The 21,616-nt window shown below is 49.3% G+C and carries 20 protein-coding genes and 4 pseudogenes; 10 read left to right on the top strand and 14 right to left on the bottom strand.

Features of this window, described 5'->3' with window-relative positions; all coding sequences use genetic code 11:
• Positions 1-44: 44 nt before the first annotated feature.
• Entirely contained in the window at positions 45-746 is a 702-nt protein-coding gene (gene pyrF / locus ACNFCI_RS07405; RefSeq protein ID WP_084854940.1) for an orotidine-5'-phosphate decarboxylase, read from the bottom strand.
• 182 nt (positions 747-928) lie between these two features.
• Between pyrF and ACNFCI_RS07410 the strand changes: the two genes are divergently transcribed.
• Complete coding sequence (locus ACNFCI_RS07410) at positions 929-1,096, top strand: DUF2897 family protein (RefSeq protein ID WP_084854939.1); 168 nt, start codon at positions 929-931, stop codon at positions 1,094-1,096.
• A gap of 46 nt (positions 1,097-1,142) precedes the next feature.
• Here the strand turns inward: ACNFCI_RS07410 and ACNFCI_RS07415 are convergent, their stop codons facing one another.
• From ACNFCI_RS07415 to rfbC, 5 genes are all read right to left on the bottom strand, one after another.
• Positions 1,143-1,490 (bottom strand): ComEA family DNA-binding protein, encoded by a 348-nt coding sequence (locus ACNFCI_RS07415; RefSeq protein WP_368830200.1) that lies wholly within the window; start codon positions 1,488-1,490, stop codon positions 1,143-1,145.
• A gap of 187 nt (positions 1,491-1,677) precedes the next feature.
• The gene (gene rfbA, locus ACNFCI_RS07420) at positions 1,678-2,559 is read right to left on the bottom strand and encodes a glucose-1-phosphate thymidylyltransferase RfbA (protein ID WP_368830210.1); all 882 of its coding nucleotides are present in this window, start codon (positions 2,557-2,559) and stop codon (positions 1,678-1,680) included.
• Between the two features lie 5 nt (positions 2,560-2,564).
• Entirely contained in the window at positions 2,565-3,461 is an 897-nt protein-coding gene (rfbD, locus tag ACNFCI_RS07425; RefSeq protein WP_368830199.1) for a dTDP-4-dehydrorhamnose reductase, read from the bottom strand.
• The gene (gene rfbB / locus ACNFCI_RS07430) at positions 3,458-4,528 is read right to left on the bottom strand and encodes a dTDP-glucose 4,6-dehydratase (RefSeq protein WP_368830198.1); all 1,071 of its coding nucleotides are present in this window, start codon (positions 4,526-4,528) and stop codon (positions 3,458-3,460) included. The genes rfbD and rfbB overlap by 4 nt, the downstream gene beginning before the upstream one ends.
• A 292-nt stretch (positions 4,529-4,820) precedes the next feature.
• A complete protein-coding gene (rfbC, locus tag ACNFCI_RS07435) occupies positions 4,821-5,366 on the bottom strand; it encodes a dTDP-4-dehydrorhamnose 3,5-epimerase (protein ID WP_368830197.1) in 546 nt (181 codons plus the stop codon).
• A gap of 134 nt (positions 5,367-5,500) precedes the next feature.
• Here rfbC and ACNFCI_RS07440 point away from each other — a divergent pair, with 134 nt between their 5' ends.
• The 7 genes and pseudogenes from ACNFCI_RS07440 to tnpB all read left to right on the top strand — a co-directional run bounded on the left by ACNFCI_RS07440 (position 5,501) and on the right by tnpB (position 11,145).
• Positions 5,501-6,427, top strand: a complete 927-nt coding sequence (locus tag ACNFCI_RS07440; protein WP_416767738.1) for an IS5 family transposase — start codon at positions 5,501-5,503, stop codon at positions 6,425-6,427.
• Between the two features lie 224 nt (positions 6,428-6,651).
• Positions 6,652-7,302 (top strand): acetyltransferase, encoded by a 651-nt coding sequence (locus ACNFCI_RS07445; RefSeq protein WP_368830245.1) that lies wholly within the window; start codon positions 6,652-6,654, stop codon positions 7,300-7,302.
• A 21-nt stretch (positions 7,303-7,323) separates the two neighbouring features.
• A complete protein-coding gene (locus ACNFCI_RS07450) occupies positions 7,324-8,169 on the top strand; it encodes a 3-hydroxyacyl-CoA dehydrogenase family protein (RefSeq protein ID WP_368830244.1) in 846 nt (281 codons plus the stop codon).
• A 17-nt stretch (positions 8,170-8,186) separates the two neighbouring features.
• Entirely contained in the window at positions 8,187-9,188 is a 1,002-nt protein-coding gene (gene neuB, locus ACNFCI_RS07455) for an N-acetylneuraminate synthase (RefSeq protein WP_368830243.1), read from the top strand.
• Positions 9,185-10,342 (top strand): UDP-N-acetylglucosamine 2-epimerase, encoded by a 1,158-nt coding sequence (gene neuC / locus ACNFCI_RS07460; RefSeq protein ID WP_368830242.1) that lies wholly within the window; start codon positions 9,185-9,187, stop codon positions 10,340-10,342. Before neuB ends, neuC begins: the two co-directional genes overlap by 4 nt.
• A 354-nt stretch (positions 10,343-10,696) precedes the next feature.
• Positions 10,697-10,901 (top strand): annotated as a pseudogene (locus ACNFCI_RS07465) (transposase); the annotation flags it as partial.
• Between the two features lie 94 nt (positions 10,902-10,995).
• A complete protein-coding gene (tnpB, locus tag ACNFCI_RS07470) occupies positions 10,996-11,145 on the top strand; it encodes an IS66 family insertion sequence element accessory protein TnpB (RefSeq protein WP_368830241.1) in 150 nt (49 codons plus the stop codon).
• 17 nt (positions 11,146-11,162) lie between these two features.
• Here tnpB and ACNFCI_RS07475 read toward each other — a convergent pair.
• Together ACNFCI_RS07475 and ACNFCI_RS07480 are read right to left on the bottom strand one after the other, a co-directional pair.
• Positions 11,163-12,012, bottom strand: a pseudogene (locus ACNFCI_RS07475) (IS5 family transposase).
• Between the two features lie 82 nt (positions 12,013-12,094).
• A pseudogene (locus tag ACNFCI_RS07480) lies at positions 12,095-12,253 on the bottom strand (structural protein P5); the annotation flags it as partial.
• Positions 12,254-12,463: 210 nt separating this feature from the next.
• Between ACNFCI_RS07480 and ACNFCI_RS07485 the strand changes: the two are divergent.
• Positions 12,464-13,504, top strand: coding sequence for an acyltransferase family protein (locus ACNFCI_RS07485; RefSeq protein WP_368830240.1), 1,041 nt, complete (start codon positions 12,464-12,466; stop codon positions 13,502-13,504).
• A gap of 81 nt (positions 13,505-13,585) precedes the next feature.
• Here the strand turns inward: ACNFCI_RS07485 and ACNFCI_RS07490 are convergent, their stop codons facing one another.
• Both ACNFCI_RS07490 and ACNFCI_RS07495 read right to left on the bottom strand, forming a co-directional pair.
• Complete coding sequence (locus ACNFCI_RS07490; protein WP_368830239.1) at positions 13,586-14,092, bottom strand: hypothetical protein; 507 nt, start codon at positions 14,090-14,092, stop codon at positions 13,586-13,588.
• A 1,054-nt stretch (positions 14,093-15,146) separates the two neighbouring features.
• Positions 15,147-16,253: an acyltransferase family protein gene (locus tag ACNFCI_RS07495; RefSeq protein ID WP_368830238.1), complete on the bottom strand. Its 1,107-nt coding sequence runs from the start codon at positions 16,251-16,253 to the stop codon at positions 15,147-15,149.
• Between the two features lie 93 nt (positions 16,254-16,346).
• Here ACNFCI_RS07495 and ACNFCI_RS07500 point away from each other — a divergent pair.
• Positions 16,347-16,598 (top strand): annotated as a pseudogene (locus ACNFCI_RS07500) (transposase domain-containing protein); the annotation flags it as partial.
• Between the two features lie 164 nt (positions 16,599-16,762).
• Here ACNFCI_RS07500 and ACNFCI_RS07505 read toward each other — a convergent pair.
• The 4 genes from ACNFCI_RS07505 to ACNFCI_RS07520 form a co-directional block, all read right to left on the bottom strand.
• Positions 16,763-17,995 (bottom strand): O-antigen ligase family protein, encoded by a 1,233-nt coding sequence (locus tag ACNFCI_RS07505; RefSeq protein ID WP_368830237.1) that lies wholly within the window; start codon positions 17,993-17,995, stop codon positions 16,763-16,765.
• Between the two features lies 1 nt (position 17,996).
• Complete coding sequence (locus ACNFCI_RS07510; protein ID WP_368830236.1) at positions 17,997-19,373, bottom strand: undecaprenyl-phosphate glucose phosphotransferase; 1,377 nt, start codon at positions 19,371-19,373, stop codon at positions 17,997-17,999.
• Between the two features lie 71 nt (positions 19,374-19,444).
• A complete protein-coding gene (locus ACNFCI_RS07515; RefSeq protein WP_368830235.1) occupies positions 19,445-20,383 on the bottom strand; it encodes a glycosyltransferase family 2 protein in 939 nt (312 codons plus the stop codon).
• A 35-nt stretch (positions 20,384-20,418) separates the two neighbouring features.
• Positions 20,419-21,585, bottom strand: a complete 1,167-nt coding sequence (locus ACNFCI_RS07520; RefSeq protein WP_368830234.1) for an O-antigen ligase family protein — start codon at positions 21,583-21,585, stop codon at positions 20,419-20,421.
• Between the last annotated feature and the right edge of the window lie 31 nt (positions 21,586-21,616).

Genomic DNA, 21,616 nt, shown 5'->3' on the forward strand with positions numbered 1-21,616 from the left:
GGCTTGCCCCGCGATTGGGCCGCAACGCGGCCCGCCCCGCACAATCAACCGCGAATCTCAGCCACCACCGCCGCCAGCGCCTGCGCCGGATCCGCCGCCTGGCTGATCGGTCGCCCGATCACTAGGTAGTCCGACCCCGCATCCAACGCCTGGCGCGGCGTCAGGATCCGCCGCTGGTCATCCTGCGCACTGCCCGCCGGGCGAATCCCCGGGGTCACCAGTTGCAACGAGGGGTGCGCCGCCTTCAACGCCGGTGCTTCCAGCGCCGAGCACACCAACCCGTCCATCCCCGCCTTCTCGGCCAACGCCGCCAAGCGCAGCACCTGCTCCTGCGGGTCGACATCCAGGCCGATACCGGCCAGGTCTTCACGCTCCATGCTGGTCAGCACCGTCACGCCGATCAGCAGCGGCTGCGGCCCGCTACGCTTGGCCAACTCTTCACGGCAGGCCGCCATCATGCGCAGGCCACCGGAGCAATGCACGTTGACCATCCACACCCCCATCTCGGCCGCAGCCTTGACCGCCATCGCCGTGGTGTTGGGGATATCGTGGAACTTGAGGTCGAGGAACACCTCGAAGCCCTTCTCGCACAGCGTCTCGACGATGCCCGAAGCGCTGCTGGTGAACAGCTCCTTGCCGACCTTCACCCGGCACAGGGCAGGATCGAGCTGGTCAGCCAGCTTCAGGGCGGCCTCACGGGTAGGGAAATCCAGGGCGACGATCAGGGGCGTCTGGCAGGCGGACATGGGCAGGGTCTCTTGGCAAGTCGAAAACGGCGCGCATTGTAAACGAAGTGGCACCACCTTTGGGGGCCACGGGTCACGAGAATTGGCCCGGCACCCGGTCGCTCCTATAATTGAACCAACGGATACACGGCAGGCTCGAAACTGAAGGAGCGCTGCCCTCCACGGTCTGCAAGGAGAACATCATGCCCTGGTATGCCTGGTTGATACTGATCATAGCCCTTGGCTCGATCGTGGGTGGCCTATTGCTGCTGCGCGACACGGCCAAGAAACTGCCCCTGACCGAAGAGCAGCTGAAGAAAATTCACGAACGCAATGCCGAAATGGACGCCAAGGAGGCGAAAGACCGCTGATGCTCCTTGATGGCCGACCCAGCGGACCGGCCATCACCCCTACCGGTTACTCCGCTACCACCAACTTGTCGCGGTTGCGCTCGAGCAGCGCGTTGCCGATGCCCTTGATTTCCAGCAACTCATCCACCGACGTGAACGGGCCGTGGGCCTCACGGTAGGCCACGATCGCCTCGGCCTTGGCCTTGCCGATGCCGTTGAGCTCCTTCTGCAGGGTCAGGGCGTCGGCGATGTTCAGGTCGAGCTTGGCAGGTTGAGACTCCACTACAGCCGTCACCACCTGGGTGGCGGACAGTTCGGCGACAGGCGCTGGGGTTGCGTTGGGCGCGGCGCTGAGCGAGAAGGACAGGCCGGTGAACAGCGGGAGGAGCAAGTAGGAAAGGATGGTGTTGCGCATTGAGTGGCACTCCTGTGAGGTTGAATGACGAGGCAGCATTTCCTGGCTGCCCGACACAACTTAGCCCTTCAGGAGGCGGTGGGATAGCGGTGCGTGAGGGGGAATGGTTACGAGATTTAGACGTTACGGCGTGTGTCCCACTTCCTGGGGAAAGGTCGTACAGGAAGTGGGAATGGGGCGTTCGGGATCAGTAGATTTTTTCTTGCAGCAGGCGCTTCAGATATTGGCCATAGCCGTTTTTGGCCAGCGGTGCGGCCAGAGCCTCGAGCTGCTCGGCACCGATCCAGCCCTGACGGAATGCGACCTCTTCAGGGCAGGCCACTTTCAGGCCTTGGCGGCGTTCGATGGTTGCGATGTACTGGCTCGCTTCCAGCAGCGAATCATGGGTACCGGTATCCAACCAGGCGTAGCCACGTCCCATGATTTCCACAGACAGGCTGTTGCGCTCCAGGTAGGTGCGATTCACATCGGTGATTTCCAGCTCGCCACGTGGGGATGGCTTGATGCCCTTGGCGATCTCGACCACGTCTTGGTCATAGAAATACAACCCGGTCACGGCATAGCTGGACTTCGGCTGAGCAGGCTTTTCTTCGAGGCTGATGGCCTTGCCATTGGCATCGAATTCGACCACGCCATAACGCTCCGGGTCATGCACGTGGTAAGCGAACACGCTGGCGCCGCTGGTACGCTTGCCCGCGTTACTCAGCAAATGTTGGAAATCGTGGCCGTAGTAGATGTTGTCGCCCAGCACCAGCGCCGATGGATCGTTGCCGATGAAGTCTTCACCAATGATGAACGCCTGCGCCAAGCCATCGGGTGAAGGCTGAACAGCGTAGGAAATATTCAAACCCCACTGCTCCCCGCCACCCAGCAACTGCTCGAAACGCGGCGTGTCCTGTGGAGTCGAGATGATCAGAATGTCCCGAATCCCAGCCAACATGAGCGTGGTCAAAGGGTAATAGATCATCGGCTTGTCGTAGACCGGCAGCAATTGCTTGGAAATTGCCAAGGTCGCCGGATGAAGACGAGTACCCGAACCACCCGCCAGAATGATGCCTTTACGTTTCATTGCCGTTATTTCCCTTGTATTTCCGTCAGCATCCGTGCCACGCCCTGTTGCCATTCAGGAAGCCGCAGGCCGAAAGCTTTCTCAAGTTTATGCGTATCGAGACGCGAATTGGCCGGCCGCTTCGCCGGTGTGGGGTAGGCGTCAGTGGTCAGAGCGTTGACCGCCTCAGCGGGCACCTTCAGCGCCACACCGGCCGCAGCAGCGTGCTCCAGCACAAAACGGGCATAGCCACACCAAGTCGTCTCCCCTGCTGCGGCCAAATGATAGAGCCCAGACAGTGCAGCATCGTGGCGGGCCGCGACAATAGCGTGCGCAGTTACGTCAGCGATCAGTTCCGCGCCGGTAGGTGCGCCAAACTGGTCATCGATAACGCCCAAGGTGTCGCGCTCCGTGGCCAAGCGCAGCATGGTGCGGGCAAAGTTATTGCCACGTGCCGCGTATACCCAGCAGGTACGGAAGATCAGATGCTTGCAGCCCGACGCCTGTATCGCCTGCTCACCCGCAAGCTTGCTCTCGCCGTATACGTTGAGCGGCCCTACTTCATCCGTCTCCTGCCAAGGCGTCACACCCTGCCCAGGGAAGACGTAGTCGGTGGAGTAATGCACCAACAGCGCCCCGGAAGCTGCCGCAGCCTGTGCCAACACACCAACGGCCTCGGCGTTGACCCGGAAGGCCTGTTCGCGCTCCGACTCTGCCTTGTCCACAGCTGTGTAGGCGGCGGCATTGACGATCACATCAGGAGCCCAGTCTTGAACGGTACGCCCAAGGCCTGCCAAGTCAGCGAGGTCGCCACAATAGGATTCACTGCGAGCGTTGAGCGCCAAAACCTCGCCCAGCGGCGCCAGGCTGCGTTGCAGTTCCCAGCCAACCTGACCATCTTTGCCTAGCAGCAGGATCTTCATGCATTACGCCCGCTGTAGTTCTTCTCGACCCAGTCACGGTAATTGCCGGACTGCACGTTCTCGACCCACTGCCAGTTCTCCAGGTACCACTGCACGGTTTTACGAATGCCGGTCTCGAAGGTTTCCGCTGGCTTCCAGCCCAGGTCGCGCTCCAGTTTGCGGGCATCGATGGCATAACGACGATCATGCCCTGGGCGATCGGTCACGAAGGTGATCTGCTCGCTGTAGGCCTTGCCATCCTCACGCGGGCGCAGCTCATCGAGCAAGGCGCAGACGCGATTGACGATCTCCAGGTTCGGCTTCTCGTTCCAGCCGCCGACGTTGTAAACCTCACCCACCTTGCCCGCCTCAAGCACACGGCGGATGGCGCTGCAGTGGTCTTTGACGTACAGCCAATCCCGGATCTGCTGGCCATCGCCATACACCGGCAGTGCTTTACCACCCAAGGCGTTGACGATCATCAAGGGGATGAGCTTCTCCGGGAAATGATAAGGGCCGTAGTTGTTGGAGCAGTTGGTGGTCAGCACCGGCAGGCCGTAGGTGTGGTGATAGGCACGGACCAGATGGTCGCTCGCAGCCTTGCTCGCCGAGTACGGGCTGTTGGGCTCGTACTGGTGCTTTTCAGTGAACGCTGGCTCGTCGGCGGCCAGGGAGCCATACACTTCGTCGGTGGAAACGTGCAGGAAGCGGAAGGCCTGCTGGGCGTCGCTTTCAAGACCTTTCCAGTGGCCGCGCACGGCCTCGAGCAGGCGGAAGGTGCCAACGATATTGGTCTGGATGAAATCTTCAGGACCGTGGATCGAGCGGTCCACATGGGATTCGGCGGCGAAATTGATCACCGCTCGCGGCTTGTGCTCTGCCAGCAGGCGCTGCACCAGCTCGAAATCACCGATGTCGCCCTGTACGAACTGGTGCTGGGGGTTACCTTCCAGGCTCGCGAGGTTCTGCAGGTTGCCTGCGTAGGTGAGCTTGTCCAGGTTGATCACCGGCTCATCCGATTGAGCCACCCAGTCCAGTACGAAATTTGCGCCGATGAAGCCGGCTCCGCCGGTTACCAAGATAGTCATTTTTCAGGTCTTTTCAATTGTTTCGCGAGAGGGATGACGGGACTTCCTTGTGCCCAAACGCTGGGCATAACGTCCTGCTGACGGCCGTCTTCTTATAGGCCCCGAAGAGTCTCAACATGCGTACGTTTGGTCATGATTCGCGGAGGATACAGCTCACGGGGGGCTGAACACCTCACGGGCGGGATTGTACCTTGAACGTTAGGGGTTTGCTGAGTTCGAGGTTGCTATAGACTCCGAACGCGAGCAAGGCCTGAAAACCTGACCTCGCTCGCAACCCCATCGTAAATACTGATCAGTCGAACAAGTCAGCTTCAGTGAGAAGCTTTCCGAGCTTGTCCTTGTCGGACAACAACGGCTCGCTCTGTTGTGGCCATTGAATGGCGACTTGCGGATCATTCCAAGCCAGGCAACGCTCATGGGCTGGCGCGTAGTAGTCCGTGGTCTTGTAGAGAAATTCGGCCGTCTCGGAGAGAACGACGAAACCGTGTGCGAAGCCTTCCGGGACCCAAAGTTGGTGTTTATTCTCTGCGGACAGGTAAGCGCCTACCCAACGACCGAAGGTTGGAGAGGAGCGGCGCAGGTCGACAGCGACATCGAAAACCTCGCCGTCCACTACGCGTACGAGCTTTCCTTGTGGATTCTGTATCTGATAGTGCAAGCCCCGTAGAACGCCTTTAGCGGAGCGGGAGTGGTTGTCTTGGACGAAGGTGATGGGTTTGCCGACGACGCTTTCGAAGGCACGCTGATTGAAGCTTTCAAAAAAGAAGCCTCGAGCATCGCCAAAGACACGCGGCTCGAAGAGTATGACATCGGGAATGGCTAAGGGTCGTGCGTTCAACAAAAATACTCCTGAATAGTCCCTGCTTTCCTGCGGGCTGGATAATCCTTAAGCTACCATGCCCATTAGGGAAAACTGAAAAAGACTCCCTGACTTTGGCAAAATTGCCCGGACGCTACCCGCCGAGATTTCCGATGAGACACATGACCTTTTCCGACGCCGAGTACGCCGGCAAGCGCAAGCAGACCCGTAAGATCGAGATGGATCAGGTGGCGCCGCGAAAGGGTTTGATTGCTTTGATCGAGCCACACTGCCCCAAGGGTGAAGGTGGGCGCCCGGCATCCCTATTGATGGCGATGCTGCGGATTCATCTGCTGCAAAACTGGTTCGGCTACAACGATCCGGCGGTGAAGGAGTCGCTATACGAGACAACCATTCTACGTCAGTTCGTGGGACTGAGCCTGGAGCGTATCCCTGATGAAACCACGATCCTCAACTTCCGTCGCCTGCCGGAGAAACACGAATTGGCGGTCGGGACTCTGGCGGTGATCAATGCTTACCTGGGAAATCGGGGGCTGAGGCCGCGCCAAGGCACCATCGTCGATGCCCCGCTGATCAATGCGCCGAGTGCAGCCAAGAATCAGGACGGTAAGCTTGACCCGCTAGTGCATCAGACTAGGAGGGAAAACCAGTATAACTTCGGCATGGAGCCACACATCGGCGCCGATACCGAGTCCGGCCTGGTGCTAATGGGGACGGCAGCCGACGTTGCAGACGTTACCCTTGTCGACAAACTGTTGCACCGCGAGGAGAACCTGGTGAGTGCCGACGCAGGTTACACCGGCGTAGAGAAGCGCCCGCAACATGCAAGCCGGGTGGTAGTCTGGCAGATCGCGGCCCACCGCAATACATATAAGAAGCTGAGTAAGCGCAGCGTGCTGTACAAAGCCAAGCGCAAGATCGAAAAGGCCAAAGCTCGGGGGCACACGAAGGGGGAGCATCCGGTTCGGTTGGTCAAGTGCCTGCTCGGCTATGTAAAGACGCGCTTCCGCGATCTAGCCAAAAACACCGCGCAACTGATGACGCTGTTCGCGTTGTCGAACCTGTGGGTAGCGCGCTGATATTCACTAGCGAGTGTAGGATAGGTGCGTTTGTAATGTGGGAAATGGACGCTGCGGATACGCGCGGCGGCTAAAACTGCGAAATGAGCGGCGATCGCTTTTGATTGGCTTGCAGCTTTCAAAATCGGCGGAGGCTGAAATCGACCAGAAATGCTGCGGTACTTCCGCGCTTCCCTAAAGAGTGGCGCCATTTAATTTATCAACTTAAGGCTGCGGGAAACATTATGAATATATATGCAGTAGTTGGAACCGGAGGTTTTGCTCGAGAAGTAATGCCTATAGCGATAAGCATGCTGGGCACACAGAAACAAAACTACAAATTGGTTTTTGTTGCCGAGGACACTACGCTCAATGAAATTAATGGAATACCAGTTTTAAGCGAAAGCGATTTTTTTTCTATCTCGGGCGCTGAGAAGTATTTTAGCGTAGCTATTGGAGATTCCACACTTAGGAAGAAAATTTCCGATAGATATATAGAAAAAAACATATCCCCTTTTTCAATTTACGCAAGTAATTCCGTAGTTTTGAGTTCTAACCATATTGGCGAAGGAGCCATTTTTTGTCCCTTCACCACTGTAACGAGCAACGCTCGGATCGGAAAATTTTTTCATTCTAATCTGTATTCATATGTAGCCCACGATTGTGTTATCGGTGATTATGTTACATTTGCCCCCGGCGTCAAATGTAATGGAGGCGTAATAATCGAGGACAATGTATATGTTGGCGCGGGGGCTGTAATCAAACAAGGTACAGTGAAACGCCCCATCATTATCGGAAAAAACTCTGTAGTTGGAATGGGAGCGGTAGTCACCAAAAGTGTGCCACCAGATACGACTGTTTTAGGAAATCCTGCGAAGCCGCTTCGTGCAGTTTAACTTTTCACTTTAAGGATATTCATGAAAATTGGAGTTATAGGCAAAGGTACAATGGGTAGAGGGATAGTTCAATTACTTTCCCAATCTGAGACGGTCAATTCTGTTCTGTGGCTAGGGCGCTCAGGGAATATTGATGAACAACCGCTGCTTGAGCTTAAACGACAATGGGAGCGTTTAGCTGCGAAGCAAAGAATTACCCCTGAATCCGCCAAGAACTTTGTAAATAAAATTGAATTAGTAAATGATTTCGAGAGCTTGAAAAATTGCACCGCAATTATAGAAGCCGTTTCAGAGGACAAAAACGCCAAAAAGTCTATTTTCACTGAATTAGGAAAAATCGTTAGCTCTGATACAATTTTAGCATCAAACACCTCTTCGTTCTCAATTACGGAGCTTGCGTCTTATACACCTTTCCCAGGCAATGTGATTGGCTTGCATTTTTTTAACCCTGCACCGGTAATGAAGTTGACAGAAGTTATTTCTGGCATCGTCACCTCTCAATCAACAGTTGAATGGTCTATTGATTTTGCTTCGAAAATGGGAAAAGAGCCCGTACTAGTAAATGAAGCCCCCGGCTTTATTGTAAACCGAATGCTCATCCCAATGATTAACGAAGGTATTGGAATCTTGGCTGAAGGTGTTGCATCTGCACTCGAAATTGATAAAGCAATGAAATACGGTGCCAATCACCCTATAGGCCCGTTAGCCCTTGCTGATTTAATAGGCAATGATGTTTGCTTATCGATCATGGAAACTTTACATGATGAAACGGGAGATCCTAAGTACCGTGCTCATCCGTTACTTAGAAAAATGGTCCGAGCTAATCGGCTAGGACGCAAAACCGGTTTCGGCTTTTTTAAATATTAGATTTTTCGGAGAGTATTATGGGCACGCTAATTATTGCTGAGGCAGGAGTCAACCATAATGGCGACATTGAGCTTGCGAAGCGACTGATTCAGGAAGCGGCAATTGCGGGAGCCGATCTGATAAAATTTCAGACATTCGTTACCGACAAAAATATTTCAGTTACTGCGCCTAAAGCGGACTATCAATTGAAAACCACCTCGATTGATGAAAGTCAATATGAGATGGTTCGCAAACTCGAATTATCAAAATCAGACCACGAAGTATTGATCAAAGAGTGTAAGCGTTGTGGTATTAGCTTTTTCTCTACGGCTTTCGACTTCGACAGCTTTGATTTATTAGTTAAGCTTGGTGTTGATCGAGTTAAAATTCCTTCAGGAGAAATAACTAATCTGCCATTTCTCCAATATGTCACCCGCCTAGGTTTACCGGTTATACTTTCAACTGGAATGGCGACTCTCGGTGAAGTGGAGGCTGCAATTGAGATCATAGAAGCTAACGGCACGTCTCGTGAGAGAATCACTGTTCTTCATTGCACTACAGAGTATCCCGCACCCTACAGCGAAGTTAATTTACATGCAATGGTGACGATGGGCAGCGCATTCAATGTTGATATCGGCTACTCTGATCACACACAAGGGATTGAAGTTGCAATTGCAGCAGTAGCGATGGGGGCTAAAGTTATCGAAAAACATTTTACTTTAAATAGAGATCTTCCCGGCCCTGATCACAAAGCGAGCTTGGAACCACATCAATTTAGAGCGATGGTTGATGCGATTCGTAATGTAGAGTTATCGCTGGGCGACGGTATTAAACGGCCTACGCCAAGCGAAGTAAGAAATAAACTTATTGCACGTAAGTCGCTTGTTGCCAGTAAGCAGATCCGCATCGGTGAAATTTTCACGGAAGAAAATATTACTACTAAGCGCCCTGGAACCGGAATTTCTCCAATGAGGTGGTCTGAAGTTATGGGCAAGGCGGCAACGCGAGATTACGAAGTTGATGAGTTGATTCTACTATGAAGCGTAAAATTTGCGTGGTAACAGGGACGCGAGCTGAATTTGGTTTGCTCCGCTGGCTTATCAACGATCTCCAAGATGACCCACAAGTTGAGCTTCAAATTGTCGCTACTGGAATGCACTTGTCAACCGAGTTCGGTATGACCTTTCGCGAGATTGAGCAGGCTGGATTTGCGATAACAGAGAAAGTGGAAATTCTGCTCAGCTCAGATTCAGCTATTGGTGTTTCTAAGTCCATGGGGTTAGGGCTTATCAGCTTTGCCGAGGTCTATGAGCGATTGGGTCCTGATATTGTCGTGGTGTTAGGCGATCGTTTCGAAATTTTTGCCGCCTCAGCTGCGGCGTTGATCGCAGGCTTGCCTATCGCTCATATCCATGGTGGCGAAACAACAGAAGGTGCATTCGACGAGGCAATTCGTCATTCGATTACAAAAATGTCTCACTTGCATTTTGTAGGCGCCGAAGAATATAAGCGCCGTGTAATACAGTTAGGCGAGGATCCTAATCGGGTGTTTTTAGTTGGCGGTTTAGGAATTGATGCCATTAAGAGAATAAAATTGCTCTCGAGAGAGGAGCTTGAGTCTTCTCTCGAAATGCAGTTAGGCGTAAAGAATCTTTTAATCACCTTTCACCCTACTACATTGGATCGCGGCGTTACTTCAACCGCTCAAATGAATGAGCTGTTTATGGCTCTTTCCGAACTACCTGATACTACATTTATATTCACTCTTCCGAATGCTGATACCGGCGGAAGGGAATTAGCAGATATGGTGCGGAGCTATTCTGAAGGACGGCCAAACGTTCATGTGTACTCTTCGCTAGGACAGTTGAGATATCTGTCGTGTATGAGTTTTGTAGATGGAGTCGTCGGAAACTCTTCTAGTGGTCTCGCAGAAGCTCCTAGCTTCAATATTGGCACAGTAAATATTGGCGATCGGCAGAAAGGCAGGTTAGCAGCTAAAAGTGTGATCCACTGCTTGCCCCAAAAAGACGATATTTTAAATGCCATTAAGAAATTGTATTCTGATGAGTTTAGGCTTGAGCTTAACTCATCAATTAACCCTTATGGCGAAGGCGGGGCTAGTAAAAAAATAGCAAAGATTCTTACCAACTATGATTTAGATGGTATTTTAAAGAAACGCTTTCATGACCTATGAATATTTTTTCTATACTGGGATAATCGCTGTGCTCTAGTGAGCGCGACACATAAATTTTATAAATAATTAAAATCATAGCTTGTAGGGAGGCGCTGAACGATTAACCGCTCGCGCCGTCCTCTATTATAAAACCGCTTTTTCACCCCGTCGGCCTTATTCTTTGTTTCTGATTCTGATTTCTGTAAGCTAACTATCAAGCCACATTCCAAGCAAGCACAGCCAATCGACTTAGCGCATAACCTGAACCTCCGTGTACGGAACTTTTGGCTCTGTATGAACACCTTTTAAACGCCGCCAGAGCCTCTAGAATCCTGATTCTCCGTAGACTTTTACCTTTTAGGCGCAGGATTATTCCTTGCCGACCAATACGAACTTTCCGCCGCAGACAGGGAACTAGATCGCTGATCTTTGTACTGCCCATCAGCGCACCGGACGCCCAAGAGCTGATGATCGCTTAATGCTCAATGGCGTGCTGTGGGTGCTTTGCTCTGACGCCGCGTGGCGAGACATGCCGGAGCGATTCGGGCCTTGGTCCATAGTCAATCAGCGCTTCCGAGATTAACGAAGCCAGGGCACTTTCAACACCCCACCTTCAAGGTACTCGTCTGATCCCCCGATGCTGTGCTCCAATTTCTCTGTGGAGCCCGCTCACCATGCAACCCGACGCCGAAGTCGAAAAAGTCTACCTATACCCCAAGCCCGTCGACTTCCGGAAATCCATCGATGGCCTGAGCGCGCTGGTCGAGCTGGATATCAAGGTGGCCGTGTTTGACCCGGTGCTTTCGTCTTTCTCAACAAACTGAGCAACCGCGTTAAGATCCTAAGCACTGTACGAAAAGTGCTGTCGTAGACACCGTCGCCAGCAGGCTAACGTGACCATGGCGGCATAACTTTTCGCGAGCTTGCAATAGCGTGTCGCCAAGCGGCGATGCTCCTTTAGCCAGCCGAACAGTCGCTCGATAACGTTGCGTTCCCGGTACTTGGGTTTGTCGAACAGACCCGGCAAACCAGGCTTCGGTTTGCGCTTCATGCTTCGGTAGGGAATCACGGGCTGCATGCGATACCGGTCGCAGTACTGCCGCAGCGATTCTGCATTAGCCTTTATCCGCTATCAGCTTGCGGCATCGCTTACGGGTCTGCTTTTTTCGGTGGGAATGTGAACACCATCCAGCAAGGGGTTGAGCATGGGAAATATCGCTGGCTTGGCCACCGGAGAGGATGAAATGCAATGGCACACCTCGGGTGTCACAGACCATGTGAATTTTCGTTGTCAGCCCAGCCCGGCTTTTTCCGAGTGCGTGGTCTGTTGGTTCTTCCGCCACCTTTTTTGCCTGCTCCAGATGAGGCCCGGGGCGCTTTGACTGCCGTTGAATCAATACACCATGTGTCCAAGTCGATCAGGCCTTGAGCGTTGAGTTTGACGTGTAGGCGCTTGAGCATTTTGTTGAAGGTGCCCTGGTTTCGCCAATCTCGGAAGCGCTGATAAACCGTGAACCAAGGCCCGAACCGCTCCGGCATGTCTCGCCATGCGGGCCGGAGTAAAGCACCCACAGCACGCCATCGAGCATCAGGCGATCATTATCCCTTGGACGTCCAGTACGCCGATGGGCAGTAAAAAGATTGGAGACTATTTTCCAGTCCACATCAGAAAGTTCGTATCGCTTGGGAATGGCAGAATCCTTCGCCTAAAAAGCTAGAACTCTACCAAAAATCATGCTTTCAGCGGCTTTGACGGCGTTTCAAAGGTTTTCATACAGAGCCTAGGACGCGGATGCCGTTCTCCGGCGTATCGAAGCGTGCGAAGCGCGGTTTAGCGGCGCGCACCTCCAGGCCCAGTTGGCCCACCCAGTCGCTCCGTGGGTTGAAGTCGATGTTGCCGGGGTTGTTGTTGCGTACACCACGTGCGGTCATGGGTTTTCCCCAGGCAAAAAAATACCGCCAGGCGGCGGTCGTTTCGTTCGGTTGGATCAGGCTGCCCTGGTAGGAAGCAGCTATCCGCATCAAACCTTAGCTACATTATATTTTTTGATGTGGAGGGAGGTCATATTAGGCAAAAAATCAGTCATAATCCCGGGTCTATCCATATGACTGCAATCTGCGCACCACAAACAGGGATGCTGTATGCTTAGCACAGGCCACAGATCAAACTGCTTCGACATAATCCGACACTTCGCGGCGTTATGTGTACTTTTCAGCCACCACTATGCGCTTAGCAAAATTGCCGGACCAAAGGTAATAGGAAGTCTTAGCTTCGGCGGATTTGCTGTAATGATATTTTTCAGCATTTCGGGCTTCCTAATAACAAAAAGCTTCCACAATAGCGAAAGCTCTTGGTCATATCTAGAAAAAAGGCTTCGCAGACTTATCCCAGGCTTAGTTGGGTGCAGTATTTTTCTAGTAGTCCTCTCAGGTATGCTTGGGTCCTCTCGGTTTATCGACTTTGTATTTAGCGCAAGAGGATATAATGCGTTCATAGAAACCGTAACCATGGGGTTACTCAAGGATACAAACGGACTAACACAGAAATTCATTGTTCCGGCTATCAACGGAAGCCTTTGGACTCTAGCATATGAACTAAAATGCTATCTCATTATACCAGCAGTGCTAATCCTGTTCAGAAGAAGCACTAAATCCCTTATTGTTCTTCTAGTGCTGTGTATTTGGCACCAGGCAATTTACCAGATCAATGGCTACAACAACAATCAGCTTAGCGTATTAACCTCCTTGTTGATACCCTTCACCATTGGAGCCCTGATGCATTTTTATGAAGGAATGTGGTCAGGCACTAAACCTAAAATCCTAATTGCAGCGGCATGTTTATTAGTATTGCTGATCACTCCCAAAACCGGAATGATTCAAAGCGCATACTATCCTGCGCTATCAATTCTAACCATCATCATCGGCACTTCATTTAGCGACAAACTGATAAGCGGTAAATTCGACTACTCATATGGTATTTATATATATGCATTCCCAGCGCAGCAAATATGCATAAATCTTATTGATATCGGGTTCTGGCCGTCAATGCTGTTGTCTGTATTCGTTACAGTAGTCTTGGCTGCAGTATCTTGGCATCTGATTGAAAAGCCGTTTCTGCGTAGGCCAAAAAAACTTAATGCAAATGCCAAGACTGCAGCCATTCCAGAGGGGAGCGGAGTATAATTCCTTGTCGACACCATCACCCGCCTCTGCGAGCGTAAGATTCAACAGATATGTAAAAGATCAAATCGACGCGTACGATCCTTAACTCTTATTAGCAGGCGCTCTCAGGGTAAGCACGTAGTGGCTGCTTGCGGTAGTGCCGAATGAAAGCTGCAAATATTGGTTCTCTAATGATCCGACAAAGCCAGCTACATTAGCGCCTGTAGGGTCATCCATTGTTTGGTCGTATGAGCGCTTGACGAATTGCGCCGCTGTTGGGATGAGCGCATCGCCGGTGACATCACCTGCAATTTTGGTGACAGTCAACCCTATTCCGCTAGTTGTGCGGCGCAGCATAACTTTCGTGAATCCAGTCGTACCACTTACAGTCAGCTCGGCGGGAATGCAGTCGAAGAAGCTACTCGCCGGGCTCTTTGTTGGTAGCAAGCCGACCGGGCATGGAAGATAGATGGTCGGCGGTAACGGAGCGGCAGGCGGAATAGGCACTGGGTCAGCAGCTCCCCGCACGCATGGGTGCTGATAAACGATTATGTCATGTGCTCCGGCCACCTCGCCCAGATCGCCAGAATATGCCGCCGAACGAATCAAGTCCTCCTGATCACGCTCCTTCAGAATAGTCCCGGCAAGGAATCGAGTAGCGCTCGGAGTTGTCGGCGCCCAGATAGTGACATTTTTTCACCCTCGCCCAACTAGAAGGTCGATGAGCAGTTGGTTACCGACATGCTCTGGATGGTTTGCATTCATTGTGAACCCAGTCGTTTCGACAACCGACCGGTTTCTCTGCTGCGGATAACCGGTCGATTCCTACTGGCTGGCCCGCGCGTATCACCTTCATACTGAGGGAGCGCAGTAAAGCTGCATGTCATGCTTAGCCCGGCAAGACTTCCCACCGCGTACACTTCCATATACTCAGTATCCATGAAGAACGAATATGTGATTCGGTCTTCGGCAGCTGTGAACAGAGACGTAACCCGGTTGACGTAATAAGAGCCTGTCGTAGCTGCTCCCACTACAAGGTTTCCCTGGGGAAACCGATTCCCTCAAGAATGTTACCCACAGAGAGCTGCATCTCTCCGCTGACCATGCGAGGTGCAGAGACCCAGCCACCCGCTAGATAGTACTTTTCGGACAATGCCTAAAGTTCGAAGGCTTCCGTTTCTAGCTGGTAGGATGAATTTCTGCGTTAGGCCGTTTGTATCCTTAAGAAGCCTCAATGGTTACGGTTTCAACGAACGCGTTATATCCTCTGGCACCAAATACAAATCGATGAAACAAGAAGCCCCAAGTCCCCCTGATAGGACGACTAAAAGTATACTGCATCCGGCTAGATCTGGACGAAGTGTGCGCAGCTTTTTCCTAGAGCTTTCGCTATTGTAGAAGCTTTTTGTTATTAGGCAATCTGAAATACTGAAAAACATTTACAGCGATTCCACCGAAGCTAAGGCTTCCTATTACCTTGGGTCTGGCAATATTGCTAAGCGCATAGTAGTGGCTGAAAAGTAGGCATAATGCCGCAAATCAGCAGACTATGTCGAAGCAATTTTCTCTGTGACTTTCACTAAGCATACAGTATCTAGTTTCTTGATGCGCATATAGCGCATCAGCAAAAGTAATTATAAAGAGTTGCGTTTAGCGAGCTCTTTTATTGTGGCTGTGGAAAAAGAGCAGGCCTGGTTCTTTTAAATGCTTTTGTGATGGGTGACTCTATTAGCATAAATGAGGCCACAGATATAATAAGCAAAAATGCAGCGTAGACAAAAAAACGTGCGTCCGGGCTTAGGGTGGACACAACATCTATCGAGTTGAATGCCACAAAAACTGGCTTTTGCAATATATACATGCCGTAACTTGCCTCACCAAGCAATACCATTATTGGCAAGGCTAGGTATTTTTTGATTATAGAGTCGCCAATCGCGCAAAAATAAATCATTGGCATGAAGAGAAGAGCAAGGAAACTACTCCCAAAGGCAAGATTCACGCCGAAAGTAGATTGTACTGATGCTAGATTTTGAATTACGTATCCTGCCGCGAGGAGCGACACTACAAATAAAATCGAAGCCGTACTCGGGCTTACAAAATGGTTGCCTTTGTTTTGGTGGAATGCCACACCAGCCGAAAACCCAAGCACGAAACTTGTTAGGTGTGATACCGGGAAGTAATAAATTAGGTCGTGAGAGAAGGTCTTATATCCTTTATAGAACGTGGGGTCGAGCAAAGCACTTAGCACGGACTGAGTTACTATCCATATTAAAATAGATGCTGCAACCCAGCTCTTCCAAGACGGTTTGTTGGCACTATTTGCAATTATTAGCAAAGCTGGGCTTAAGGCATAGAAAAAGGCCTCTACCGAGATTGACCATCCTGGGAAATTGATTGATATAGCGTGTCCTGGTATCCAAGATTGAAGAAATGTTGCAGATAAAATAAGCGAGGTAGAGTTCGCGGCGGATGGCTGGAGGGCGGCAGTAGCAAACAATGCAATTAGATATATTGGGGCTATCCGAAAGAATCTATTTTTATAAAAACTGGATGTGGCAAAGTCCCTTCCGTAATATGCCGTTGATATTACAAATCCAGATAGAACGAAGAAGAAGGTCACCATGATTGGTCCGGAAGTTAGGGCGGACGGTAAAATATCATGGAGTGTGGTATTTTTTCCGAAGTGGTAAATGACAACAACTAATGCGGCAATAAATCTTAAAAAGGTAAGTGATTCAAGCCTCGTACCATTCGTGCTTGGATTATTCATGTTCCTATTCTTCATGGAGGGTGTGAATCCGGCATTTTGACATCAAACTGCCATTTTTGCTAGGGCATAAAATTCAGGACGCCTTACGTTGGCGAAGCCGCTGCCGAAGAGGGCTATTTGTACATCGACAACAACGTTCCGAACGTGCGATGCGCCCTTCGTGATTGGCCGAAAACTGGTTGTTCAGCGCCACACCTAAACAGTGCGCAGCTTTACAGCCTAGTTGAAACGGCCAAGAATCCCATGCGTGGCTGCGCCACGTACTGGAACGCTTCGCAGACGTCCTCCTTGGAAGATTACGAAGCGCTCCTGCCGTGGAATTGCACACCTCATATATACAGCTAAGTGCGCTCCTCATCGTTGGTTAGGTGGGACTTATGGAATTCGCTTCGGTGTCAAAACCCAAGGCAGGAGCTGTATGGGGTAATTTCTATGCAATAACTACCTTGAAAAACGCGGCAAACCAGAGCCTCACATTGCGTCAATACGATTTATGGATCGGTTATATTTTATCTACGAATCGACAACAGAACACCTAGGGGTAGCCAAAATACAACCCAGTAATCACCTGGCCGCGTAAAGATACGCTCTACATCAGTCAACATTGCCACCAAAGAAAAAACAAGTGCAGGGAAAGCGAGTCGAACCCAAGGATGCCCTCTGAGCTGCCAAGCCTTTTTAACCACACACCCCAACCCTGCGAGTAACAATGCTAACGCAATTAAACCGCTATCATAGACTTGCTGAAGATAAAGACTATGCGCATGAGGAGAAACGGACTTGCCATTGGGCCAAAGATACTCAAATGGCGTGCCGAGCCCGAACCCAAACAACCAGTGGCCTGACATAACTTGTAAGTAGTATCTCCAAATTCCACCTCGCCCAGAAAGCTGACGATCTTGAATTTCGAATAATACTTTATCCCACATACAGTACAACACAATTACAGAGACAATAGCAAAAACACTAATAATAATTTTTGCAATGCGTGGCCGCTGCATCATAACAACTACTATTATACTAACAAACAAAGCGCTCCAGGCACCCCTAGTCCCAGTCATGACAACATAAGCTACCAGGACGATAAAAACCAGGAATCCAACGACCGCCCAGTTCCATCGGGTATCCTTACTTAGAGAATAACTCAACACCCAAGTTGCGATAGCTCCATGAAATATTCCTGCCGCAACCGGCCATCCATAGTTAGCAACTTCCCCAAGCCCCATACGATCAATTCTAAAGCCACGATATGCTAAAGGCTTTCCAAGTACTCCGTACTGATAAACAAGACTTGCTGCTGCCCCAAGGGCGACCACTAGAACGCCAGCTAACAGTGCACGATGAAAAAATACGCCTCCCTTAGCTAACATTATATAAATAGCTGACAAATATAAAAAAATAAATATCCCACGCTTAGCTAGCGAAAAATCCCCAACCTCTGAATTGACGTTCCAAAAAGTACTCACTCCTACCCATACCAAAAAAATAACCCATACTCCAATCTCGGGAGAATGCTTTAATGAGGGCCAAGACCTAAAATTTGAAACTGCATAAATAAGCGCCGGAGCCAACAACCAAATATAAACCTGACTATTGCGAGCACTGCTCGAAAAAAGCCAAACCTTACCGCTAATCAGTATAAAAAGCCCAATAGCCATTGCCCACAACATAAGAGCATTGGCTTGAGCACCCAGTGAATCCGAAAATTTAGCCTGAAAATTTCTAAGAAAACTATTTATCATATCAATATGCGTTCTTGTTGATAAAACCTTTAAATATAGTCATAAAAATAATTTTCAAATCAAGCCATATTGACCAGTTATCTATATACCACAGGTCATGTTCTACGCGTTTCTGCATTTTATCAAGTGTATCAGTCTCACCCCGATAACCGCTAACTTGGGCCCATCCCGTTATTCCCGGCTTGACTTTATGCCGCTGCATATAGGACTCTACCAAATCTTTATAATATTCATTATGCGAAAGCGCGTGCGGTCTAGGCCCTACTATAGACATTCGACCTTGGAGTACATTAAAAAACTGCGGGAGTTCATCCAAACTAGTTCTTCGAAGAAACGCACCAACACGAGTAATCCGCATATCATTTTTTGTCGCTTGCGTTACAGAGCCAGAGCTTTCTTGATGGACCACCATTGAGCGAAACTTATAAACCTTGAACCTCCTACCATTTATGCCAGTCCTGTATTGCTTAAATAGTATTGGACCAGGCGAGGTAAACTTTATCGCAACTGCAATTAGCAAACAAATCGGAAAAATAACTAAAGATATTACAATCCCTAAAACGAGGTCTTCCAGTCTTTTGAAAAAGCGAGCAGAACCATCCATCGGACTGCAACTTAAATCTAACGAGTACAAACCAGCAATATGGCTTACCTTATGATTTATCAGACGAATATCACCTAGATCTGGAATAAACCTCACAGCAACGGTGTGATGTCTGAGTGCATACATAATAGAGCGCACAGCCCCACCTTGCCCCAAAGACAAACATAACCAGACCTCGTGAACTCCCAGCGCTTCAACTTCTGTCAAAAGTTTATTCTGCCACCCATCCTCTTCCTCAAAAGGCATAGCATGTAGCACTCTGAACCCGTGCTCTTCCAGTGTTCGCCCGTCGCCCAGCTGCCCTGTAGAATCATTACTCGATTTTATTAGCAATACCGTTTTCAAATTCATTCCAGAGGCACGCAGTTTTCTGAGAATGAAGAAAACTGTTAAGCGCAACACCAGACTAAGCCCGCCCCCCATTGCAAGCATTGTTGTGTACCAAATACGGGAATAATTTCCCGAAACTTTTAGAAAAAAAGATAACGACAACATGACTCCAGCAGCAGCACACCAGCCAACCAGTAATACACTGAATTGCCGAAGAAATGCGTAGCCTCGCTGCGAACCATAAACGCCACCGGCTCCTAGACAAACCACAACCATGATGGCAGTTAAAAGTGTAGCCATATTATAGCGACCGGTCATTTCAATATGACCAAATCGATAAAAATGCGCAAAAAATCCTGCAGAAATTACAATTAGAAAATCAAGCATCGCCACCATAAATGGAACAGGGTAGCGCTCGGCAAAAGTTGGCTGGTATCGCGACATAGGCTGCATATCCTTTACAGAAACCTCCTAGCTCAAAAATTAAATAGACCTGGCTGAACCACCTCAGTTTGTCATGAATGATCCCAAAAACGTTTATGCATACTCAACCATCTCTTTAGCTTAGGCGGCATAATATGCTCTTTCTGCCCAAGTTTATATCCTAGCAATTTACATCCATTTCTGAAAAGCGAAGCGGGCCATAAGTACACTCTAGCCCCCCCCAAAAATCTTAGCTCCGACATTACGTACTTCAACCCTTCTCCGCCAGCCCCGCCAAAGCTCTGTCTTATCCAATTTTCACGAGCGTGGAAAACCCCCTGATCATAATAACGGCGAAATTCTTCTAGCACAGAATAATTGTGCGAATGCCGACAGCATGCGTTTCCAGAATAGGCAACCAACCAACCAGCTAACAACATTTTTGCAGCGACGTACATATCTTCAGACAAAATGACATGACGCGGAAACCCACCGACTGCCAGGAGTGCAGTCCCTCGATAAGCAGAAAACGAATTAGACATGAAAGGAGTTTTAATGCCCAGCCTCGCGGAATCACTTTGTGACTTAATTGAGGAAGACGTCGGATAATTGAAAGCCCTAGCATGCTGAGCTAACAAATTTGCGTCAAGATGCGGCAATTGCCGCCCACAAACAGCACCTACCTTTTCATTAGCGAAGGGCAGCAACAAATTTCTAATCGAGTCTACATCATGAAGATATGAATCTTGAGTAAGAAAAATATAAATATCATATTCGGGATGGCGATCAATCATCAACTGCCGAGTGCCACCGTGGTTAAAATCAGCGCTTGGAATGCTTATGAATTTGTTGGAGTATTGTTGCCCAACCTCGGCAGTCCCATCCGAAGAGCTTGAATCAACTATAATAATATCAAATTTAGCGTTTTGTTTCTGCAGCGACCCCAAAAGGCGTTGTAGATCCGAAACACCATTGTAAGTAGGAATGACACATGCAACTTTTAGGGCGTCAACTTCGCGCTCGCTGCTCATTGGCTTCTCCATATACCTTTAGTATCGACCACTAATCACTTAGTATAATTAGATCTGAAAAGTAAAGACAAAAACAAAACATGCATAATAAAGAACTGACTCGACAAAACATGGGTATCCATCATAAATATTAATGAATAGAATAGAAACAACGAAAAGTTAAACCGCTGCCCACTCATGAAATAGTTGACCGAGCGCCAACATACTCGCCCCCATACAAAAATAAACACTAAAAAGAAAATTATTCCGTAGGATAAAAGGAGGAAAATATAGAAATTATGTGGATGGTCGACATAAAATCCATATTGCGCCACCGTAATAGTTCTACCAACACCTTCACCAAACAGGAATGTAATAGGATCAGATGCAAAACGCTCCAGAGCCAGCCCCCAAATTAATGTTCTATAACTTCCTCCCGTTTCTTCCAGGTCATTTGCAACATCTCCTTTCTGCCAAACCCAATCTGGAATAAAGGGGTAGATAGAATCAATAGCTACCAAACCTACAAAAAATATTATGCCCACAAACAAAAATGACAAAGCACCACGAAAGCGAAAAATGAAAAATAAAGACAGCGCCAACCCAATTATTGCTGCCCTCGAAAAACCAAGACCAAGAACTGTAAGATAAAAACAAAATAGCGAACAAAGCGCCAGAATAGAAAAATCTTTTCGATAACCCACTAGATAAATAATGGCAAGCGCACAAAAGACCCCAACGACATTAGGAGACCCAAATAAAGGACTATACAGCCTTCCCGAATAAGCAAACATATTCCCATCAAACACAAATAAAAAATATCCAATAAAAACAAACGGGAACAATATTATTATTTTTCTCAGCATTGAAGAACAAAAATCATTTGAGAAAAAATTCACCACAAAAAATAGGCTTCCAAAAAATAGAGCCAACTTTACTGAATCCTGAACAAATCTACCTTCCGTTCCTCCTCTTAAAGCCAGCGCGAAATTAATCAGTAATAGAATCGTAAGAAAGAGAAAACCAAGTAACCACCGAGACCGACGAACACCCGTTGTAAAACCGATAAAAAACACAAAGGCCAAGAATAGCACGTGTGAATAAAAGAAATTCCAACCTTCCATGAGCGGGACCATAGCGAGAAAAGCCCCTGCCAGAAGCCACTCACTGAGATTACTATCCATCTTATAGAGATGGCATTTTCCGTCTTCTATATAAGCCATCATACCCCCTTAAATATTTTCGATGTCCGAG

Source organism: Pseudomonas sp. NY15356, assembly GCF_048068175.1.
Taxonomy (GTDB): Bacteria; Pseudomonadota; Gammaproteobacteria; order Pseudomonadales; family Pseudomonadaceae; genus Aquipseudomonas; species Aquipseudomonas putida_K.

Coding starts and splice junctions, on each gene's coding strand:
- pyrF (WP_084854940.1), bottom strand. CDS start 746: ATGTCCGCCTGCCAGACGCCCCTGATCGTCGCCCTGGATTTCCCTACC.
- ACNFCI_RS07410 (WP_084854939.1), top strand. CDS start 929: ATGCCCTGGTATGCCTGGTTGATACTGATCATAGCCCTTGGCTCGATC.
- ACNFCI_RS07415 (WP_368830200.1), bottom strand. CDS start 1,490: ATGCGCAACACCATCCTTTCCTACTTGCTCCTCCCGCTGTTCACCGGC.
- rfbA (WP_368830210.1), bottom strand. CDS start 2,559: ATGAAACGTAAAGGCATCATTCTGGCGGGTGGTTCGGGTACTCGTCTT.
- rfbD (WP_368830199.1), bottom strand. CDS start 3,461: ATGAAGATCCTGCTGCTAGGCAAAGATGGTCAGGTTGGCTGGGAACTG.
- rfbB (WP_368830198.1), bottom strand. CDS start 4,528: ATGACTATCTTGGTAACCGGCGGAGCCGGCTTCATCGGCGCAAATTTC.
- ACNFCI_RS07440 (WP_416767738.1), top strand. CDS start 5,501: ATGAGACACATGACCTTTTCCGACGCCGAGTACGCCGGCAAGCGCAAG.
- ACNFCI_RS07445 (WP_368830245.1), top strand. CDS start 6,652: ATGAATATATATGCAGTAGTTGGAACCGGAGGTTTTGCTCGAGAAGTA.
- ACNFCI_RS07450 (WP_368830244.1), top strand. CDS start 7,324: ATGAAAATTGGAGTTATAGGCAAAGGTACAATGGGTAGAGGGATAGTT.
- neuB (WP_368830243.1), top strand. CDS start 8,187: ATGGGCACGCTAATTATTGCTGAGGCAGGAGTCAACCATAATGGCGAC.
- neuC (WP_368830242.1), top strand. CDS start 9,185: ATGAAGCGTAAAATTTGCGTGGTAACAGGGACGCGAGCTGAATTTGGT.
- tnpB (WP_368830241.1), top strand. CDS start 10,996: ATGCAACCCGACGCCGAAGTCGAAAAAGTCTACCTATACCCCAAGCCC.
- ACNFCI_RS07485 (WP_368830240.1), top strand. CDS start 12,464: ATGCTTAGCACAGGCCACAGATCAAACTGCTTCGACATAATCCGACAC.
- ACNFCI_RS07495 (WP_368830238.1), bottom strand. CDS start 16,253: ATGAATAATCCAAGCACGAATGGTACGAGGCTTGAATCACTTACCTTT.
- ACNFCI_RS07505 (WP_368830237.1), bottom strand. CDS start 17,995: ATGATAAATAGTTTTCTTAGAAATTTTCAGGCTAAATTTTCGGATTCA.
- ACNFCI_RS07510 (WP_368830236.1), bottom strand. CDS start 19,373: ATGTCGCGATACCAGCCAACTTTTGCCGAGCGCTACCCTGTTCCATTT.
- ACNFCI_RS07515 (WP_368830235.1), bottom strand. CDS start 20,383: ATGAGCAGCGAGCGCGAAGTTGACGCCCTAAAAGTTGCATGTGTCATT.
- ACNFCI_RS07520 (WP_368830234.1), bottom strand. CDS start 21,585: ATGGCTTATATAGAAGACGGAAAATGCCATCTCTATAAGATGGATAGT.